4 protein-coding genes are annotated in these 4,999 nt (G+C 63.1%); all 4 read right to left on the reverse strand.

Annotated elements, in window-relative coordinates; translation table 11 throughout:
• Nucleotides 1-58: 58 nt before the first annotated feature.
• From EOA27_RS21565 to EOA27_RS21580, 4 genes are read right to left on the reverse strand one after another with little or no spacing between them, the layout of a single operon-like run.
• The gene (locus EOA27_RS21565; RefSeq protein WP_126082527.1) at nucleotides 59-430 is read right to left on the reverse strand and encodes a VOC family protein; all 372 of its coding nucleotides are present in this window, start codon (nucleotides 428-430) and stop codon (nucleotides 59-61) included.
• A gap of 40 nt (nucleotides 431-470) precedes the next feature.
• Nucleotides 471-677: a type II toxin-antitoxin system HicB family antitoxin gene (locus EOA27_RS21570; RefSeq protein WP_126082528.1), complete on the reverse strand. Its 207-nt coding sequence runs from the start codon at nucleotides 675-677 to the stop codon at nucleotides 471-473.
• Nucleotides 678-681: 4 nt separating this feature from the next.
• Nucleotides 682-882, reverse strand: a complete 201-nt coding sequence (locus tag EOA27_RS21575) for a type II toxin-antitoxin system HicA family toxin (protein ID WP_126082529.1) — start codon at nucleotides 880-882, stop codon at nucleotides 682-684.
• An 8-nt stretch (nucleotides 883-890) separates the two neighbouring features.
• Nucleotides 891-4,667 carry a vitamin B12-dependent ribonucleotide reductase gene (locus EOA27_RS21580; protein WP_126082530.1) on the reverse strand — a complete coding sequence of 1,259 codons (3,777 nt, stop codon included), beginning with the start codon at nucleotides 4,665-4,667 and terminating at the stop codon, nucleotides 891-893.
• Between the last annotated feature and the right edge of the window lie 332 nt (nucleotides 4,668-4,999).

The following is a 4,999-nucleotide window of genomic DNA, read 5'->3' on the forward strand; positions in this document are numbered from 1 at the left end:
TCTCGGCGCTGCGCGCCGATCCACCTTCTCCCAAAAGGGGAGAAGGAGCGCGCGCGTGTCACCCCTCGTTGATCATCGCCTCGATGTTGTAGCCATCGGGGTCAAGCACAAAGCAGGCGTAGTAATTTTCCGCATAATCCGGGCGCCGCCCCGGCGCGCCGTTGTCCGTCGCGCCCGCCGCGAGCGCCGCGCGATGGAACGCATCGACCTCCGCCTTGCTCTTCACCCGAAACGCGACATGCAGATGGGTGAGCGGCGGCTTCTCGCCCGTGCTCTGGATCTCGAACAGGCAGCCATTGCCGACATCGAAGGCCCAGAAAATGCCGTGCTTGCCGAAGGAAAGGCGATACCCCAACGGCGTGAAGGCCTGTTCGTAGAAGAGCTTGCTCTTGGCGAGGTCGCTGACTTCGATGGTGATGTGGTCGATCATAGCAAAGCGCCGCTACCGGGCCGCAGCGCCTGTCAGTCGGCTATGCTTCAACATACTCAGCGAGACTGACTGCCTTGGGAACTTCCAGCCCATCGGCGCGCAGACCCTCTATGTGGAAACGAATTGCGTCGCGGATTTCGTTCTCCACTTCAGGCACTGTTGCACCTGTCGCGATGCAGCCTGGCAGGTCAGGAACATATGCGGAAAAGTTGCTTCCGGCTTTTTCGATCACCACCGCGTAGCGCATGCCATCACTCCTTTAAGCCGGACTGCTTGAGAATGCTGTTCAGCGTTCCTGGCGCAACCTCTTCAGACGGCTTGCCGGCCACGGTGACGCGGCCGGCTTTGATTTTGTGCTTATATTGGCGATGGCTGCCTTTGGTTGCAACCAGATACCAACCGTCGGCCTCCAGCATGCGAATTACTTCGCGGACCGTAAGCCGGGGCGGCATCTAGATTCTCAGCTGCACCCGCTCGTCGAACCGCACGTATCGCACTTCTCGCAGGTGCCGTTTCGCACCATGGTGAAGTTGTGGCACTCGGAGCATTCGTTACCGGTGTAGCCCTGGAGCAGCGACTGCTGGCGGCGGGTCGCGGCGAGCTTTTTCGCCTCGGCCGCCTCGTTGGCGGCGGCGTCGGTGAAGAGAGCTTCGGCGCCGCCGGCGGCCTCGGCTTCTTCTTCCACCATGTCTTCGGCCAGTTCCCTGGCGCGCTCCTCATAGTCGCGCTTGTAGGCGAGCGCCTCGTCGCTGGCCGGCTTCAGCGCCAGCACGTTGGAGCCGGCGAAGGCGGTCGGCGCGGCGCGGGCAGGGGCAGGCGTCGACGTTGACCCGCCAAAGCCCTTGGGCTCGCTGCCGATGCCCGACACCAGCTTCACCGGCGAGGCGCCGCGATAGAGGCCCTTGGAGAAGGGCGTCGCCTTGCCTTCGGTGATGCCGCGGCCGAGCGCCGTCTTGTCGAAATCCGACTGGTCGACATGGGCGAGGTCGTGGCGGCCGAGATAGGAGACGGCAAGCTCGCGGAACACGTAGTCGAGGATCGACGTCGCGTTCTTGATCGCGTCGTTGCCCTGCACCATGCCGGCCGGCTCGAACTTGGTGAAGGTGAAGGCCTCGACATATTCGTCGAGCGGCACGCCGTATTGCAGGCCGAGCGAGATGGCGATGGCGAAGTTATTCATCATCGCGCGGAAGGCAGCGCCCTCCTTGTGCATGTCGATGAAGATCTCGCCGAGACGACCGTCATCGAATTCTCCGGTGCGGAGATACACCTTGTGGCCGCCGACGACGGCCTTCTGCGTATAACCCTTGCGGCGGTTCGGCAGTTTTTCGCGGTCGCGGTAGAGACGCTCGATGACGCGCTCGACGATCTTTTCCGTCACCTGCACGGCGCGCTGCGCGGCGGGTGCCGCGATCAGCTGCTCGACCGCCTCGTCCTCGTCCTCCTCGCCATCGGCGAGCAGCGAGGCGTTGAGCGGCTGCGACAGCTTCGAGCCGTCGCGATAGAGCGCATTGGCCTTCAGCGCCAGCTTCCAGGACAGCATGTAGGCGTTCTTCGCGTCCTCGACCGTCGCCTCGTTCGGCATGTTGATGGTCTTGGAGATGGCGCCCGAGATGAAGGGCTGGGCGGCCGCCATCATCAGGATGTGGCTCTGGATCGAGAGCGAGCGCTTGCCGATCTTGCCGCAGGGGCTGGCGCAGTCGAACACCGGCAGGTGCTGGTCTTTTAGAAATGGTGCTCCCTCAAGGGTCATCGCACCGCAGACATGGATGTTGGCGGCGTCGATGTCCTTCTTCGAGAAGCCGAGGGCCGGCAGCATCTCGAAGGAGATGTCGCCGAGCTGCTCGTCGGTGAAGCCGAGCGTTTCCTTCACCCAGTCGGCGCCGAGCGTCCACTGGTTGAACACGAACTTGATGTCGAAGGCCGACTTCAGCGCCGCATTCAGCGCCGCGATCTTTTCGTCGGTGAAGCCCTTGGCCTTCAGTGTCGACGGGTTGATGCCCGGCGCCTGGTTGAGGTTGCCGTGGCCGACGGCGTAGGCCTCGATCTCGGCGATCTGGCTTTCGGAATAGCCGAGCGTCCTCAGCGCTTCCGGCACGGCGCGGTTAATGATCTTGAAGTAGCCGCCGCCGGCGAGCTTCTTGAACTTCACCAGGGCGAAGTCGGGCTCGATGCCTGTGGTGTCGCAATCCATGACCAGGCCGATCGTGCCGGTCGGCGCGATCACCGTCGCCTGCGCGTTGCGGTAGCCGTGCTCCTCGCCGAGCTCGATGGCGCGGTCCCAGGCAGCGCGGGCATGCTCCGCCAAAGCCGGCTGCTTCAGGTCAGAGGCGACGAGAGGCACCGGGTTGACGGCGAGTTTTTCGTAGCCGTCCTTGTCGCCATAGGCAGCGCAGCGATGGTTGCGCATGACGCGCAGCATGTTCTGGGCGTTGCGGTCATAGTCCGGGAAGGCGCCGAGCTCGGAAGCCATCTCGGCCGAGGTCGAGTAGGCGACGCCGGTCATGATCGCGGTGAGCGCGGCGCAGATCGCGCGGCCCTCGTCGGAGTCGTAAGGAATGCCCGAGGTCATCAGCAGGCCGCCGATATTTGCGTAGCCGAGGCCGAGCGTGCGGTAGTCGTAGGAGAGCTTGGCGATCTCCTTGGACGGAAACTGCGCCATCATCACCGAGATTTCGAGCACGACGGTCCACAGGCGAACGGTGTGCTCGTAAGCGGCGATGTCGATCGTGCCGTCTTCCCTGCGGTAGGGCAGCAGGTTGATCGAAGCGAGATTGCAGGCCGTGTCGTCGAGGAACATGTATTCCGAGCACGGGTTGGAGGCCCGGATCGCACCGGCAGAGGCGCAGGTGTGCCAGTCGTTCATCGTCGTGTTGAAGTGCAGGCCCGGATCGGCCGACGCCCAGGCGGCGTAGCCGATCTTTTCCCACAGGTCGCGCGCCTTCAGCGTCTTCAGCACCTTGCCGTCCTTGCGGGCGGTGAGCTGCCAGTCGCCATCGGCCTCGACGGCGCGCAGGAAATTGTCCTTCAGCGACACCGAGTTGTTGGAGTTCTGGCCGGAGACGGTGAGATAGGCGTCCGAATCCCAGTCGGTGTCGTAGGTGTTGAACGCCATCGAGGTGTAGCCTTGCTTGGCGAACTGGATGACGCGGTAGATGTAGTTCTCCGGCACGGCGTCCTTCTTGGCCGCCTTGATCTCGCGCTTCAGCGCGGTGTTCAGCGCCGGGTCGAAGCAGTCGTCGCCATTGCCTTCGCAATTGACGCAGGCCTTCATGATGGCTTCGAGGTGCTTCTTGACGATCTTGGAGCCGGTCACCAGCGAGGCGACCTTCTGCTCTTCATTGACCTTCCAGTCGATGAACTGCTCGATGTCGGGGTGGTCGGCGTCGACGATGACCATCTTGGCGGCGCGGCGCGTCGTGCCGCCCGACTTGATGGCGCCCGCGGCGCGGTCGCCGATCTTGAGGAAGCTCATCAGGCCGGAGGAGCGGCCGCCGCCGGAAAGCTTCTCGCCTTCGCCGCGCAGCATCGAGAAGTTCGAACCGGTACCGGAGCCGTATTTGAACAGGCGCGCCTCGCGCACCCACAGATCCATGATGCCGCCCTCGTTGACGAGGTCGTCCTGCACGCTCTGGATGAAGCAGGCATGCGGCTGCGGATGCTCGTAGGCCGACTTCGACTTGGTCAGCTTGCCGGTGAAGGGGTCGACATAGAAGTGGCCCTGGCTCGGGCCGTCGATGCCATAGGCCCAGTGCAGGCCAGTGTTGAACCATTGCGGCGAGTTCGGCGCGACGCGCTGGGTGGCGAGCATATAGGCAAGCTCGTCGCGGAAGGCGCGCGCGTCTTCCTCCGACTTGAAGTAGCCGCCCTTCCAGCCCCAATAGGTCCAGGTGCCGGAGAGACGATCGAAGACCTGGCGGGCGTCGGTTTCCGAACCGTAGCGCTCGGCCTCGGGCAGCTTGGCGAGCTCAGCCTCGTCGGCGATCGAGCGCCACAGGAAGGAGGGGACGTCGTTCTCCTCGACCTTCTTCAGCCGAGCCGGCACGCCGGCCTTGCGAAAATATTTCTGGGCCAGGATGTCGGCGGCGACCTGGCTGAACTGCGCCGGCACATCGATGTTGTCGAGGCGGAACACGACCGAGCCGTCGGGATTCTTGATCTCCGACAGGGCCTTGCGGAATTCGATCTCCGCATAGGCTGATTGCTCTGGCTTGGTGAAGCGACGCTCGATGCGCATTGGTCCGGTCCCTTTGTGTCTATATATAGCGCCTTTCCCCGGGGATTTCTGCCCCACATGGCGAAAAGCGCAGTCCGCCGTTTGCCGGCATTGCGAGCAACGCCGGCACTCTCCTCGTCGCAGGCGCCGGCATGCAGGCAGCAGAAGGCTTTCCCAGGCATTTGCCCAGGCTGCAGGCCGACCCTCGCGGGTCCCTAAACTGAAACTTTGATCGATTCCCTCCGTAGAGGGAGGTTCACATTATCTAGCGTCTAGCCTGCCTGCAAACACTAAATATAGTGTTAACAGATGATTTTTTCCAGGCCGACAATTCTCCCTTTCGCCCACCCAAA

The organism is Mesorhizobium sp. M2A.F.Ca.ET.037.01.1.1 (assembly GCF_003998075.1).
In the GTDB taxonomy this organism is placed as follows: Bacteria; Pseudomonadota; Alphaproteobacteria; order Rhizobiales; family Rhizobiaceae; genus Mesorhizobium.

Bases quoted from the DNA above. Each gene is read 5' to 3' on its own strand.
- EOA27_RS21580 (WP_126082530.1), bottom strand. From the start codon at position 4,667: ATGCGCATCGAGCGTCGCTTCACCAAGCCAGAGCAATCAGCCTATGCG.
- EOA27_RS21570 (WP_126082528.1), bottom strand. From the start codon at position 677: ATGCGCTACGCGGTGGTGATCGAAAAAGCCGGAAGCAACTTTTCCGCA.
- EOA27_RS21575 (WP_126082529.1), bottom strand. From the start codon at position 882: ATGCCGCCCCGGCTTACGGTCCGCGAAGTAATTCGCATGCTGGAGGCC.
- EOA27_RS21565 (WP_126082527.1), bottom strand. From the start codon at position 430: ATGATCGACCACATCACCATCGAAGTCAGCGACCTCGCCAAGAGCAAG.